Raw genomic sequence first — 1,229 nt, forward strand, 5'->3', positions numbered from 1 at the left:
GGCGGATTCAACCGGTCATCGCAACACATTCGCTGAATCGCTCAGCGGGCGTCTGGAAGCCGAGCGTCTTGCGCGGCCTCTCGTTCAATTGTCTGGCGATCGAGTTGAGCTGCAGCTGTGAGTAGCTCGAGATGTCGATGCCCTTGGGCAGGTACTGCCTAAGCAGCCCGTTAGTGTTCTCGTTGCTGCCCCGTTGCCAAGGGCTTTGAGGGTCGCAGAAGTAGACCTGGATGTCGGTGGCCATGGTGAATCGCTTGTGCGCATGCATCTCCGTGCCCCGGTCCCAGGTGAGGGATTTGTAGAGCTCCTGCGGCAGCTTGCGGGCATGCTTGATGAGCGCGTTGACGACCGTCTGTGAGTCCTTGCCGTCCAACTTCACCAGCATCACGTATCTCGTCTGGCGCTCGACCAGCGTCGCAATCTGGCTGTTGCCGCTGCCGAAGACCAGGTCTCCTTCCCAATGACCTGGCACCGCCCGGTCCTCGACTGACGCGGGCCGCTCGCTGATCGACACCGCGTCGACGATCTGGCCGTGGATCGCAGTCTTCTGCGTGTAGGAACGCGAGCGACGCATGCCGCGCGTGCGCCGCAGATGCTCCAGCAGTTCCTTCTTCAAGGCGCCACGCGCTTGAATGAACAGGCTGCGGTAGATCGTCTCGTGTGACACGTGAAGGCTCTGGTCGTTCGGATAAGTATGCTTGAGCCAACCGGCGATTTGCTCTGGTGACCACAGCATCCGAAGCATGTCCGCCACGACGCCGGCCAGCGCCCGATTCTTGGCCAATTTGCATAGCTTGGGTCGAAGCGCGCGTTCCCATGCAGCCTGGTCTGCCAGCGTTGCCCGATAGCCGTGCTGGCCGCCGTTGCGTCCGATCTCTCGGCTGATCGTCGACGGCGCTCTTCTGAGGCGGGCAGCGATTGAACGCATCGATTGGCCGACCGTCAGCGCACGCGAGATTTCTTCCCGCTCTGCCAGAGTCAGCGCCGATGCGCAGCGTCGACGCTCGGGCGGTCGAATGCCACCCGTCTTCGACAGGATGCCTTGGATCGACGTGTGCGGCCGGGCAAACAGCTTGCCGATCTCATGAAGCGTCCAGCCGTCTTTCCAACGTTCCCACATCAATGCCTTCTGCGCGGCGGTGTAGTACGTCCGTGTCCGGTACTTCATCTGCAACACTCCTTCTGCCTGAGCAGTGGTCAGTGTGTTGCGTCGACCGGTTGAATCCGCC

1 protein-coding gene is annotated in these 1,229 nt (G+C 61.6%); it reads right to left on the reverse strand.

What is annotated here, in order from left to right; translation table 11 throughout:
- Positions 1 to 7: 7 nt before the first annotated feature.
- Positions 8 to 1,168 carry an IS30 family transposase gene (locus tag ACS5PN_RS31240; protein ID WP_439467932.1) on the reverse strand — a complete coding sequence of 387 codons (1,161 nt, stop codon included), beginning with the start codon at positions 1,166 to 1,168 and terminating at the stop codon, positions 8 to 10.
- Positions 1,169 to 1,229: the final 61 nt, after the last annotated feature.

Source organism: Roseateles sp. NT4 (genome assembly GCF_051857475.1).
Lineage (GTDB): Bacteria > Pseudomonadota > Gammaproteobacteria > Burkholderiales > Burkholderiaceae_C > Pelomonas.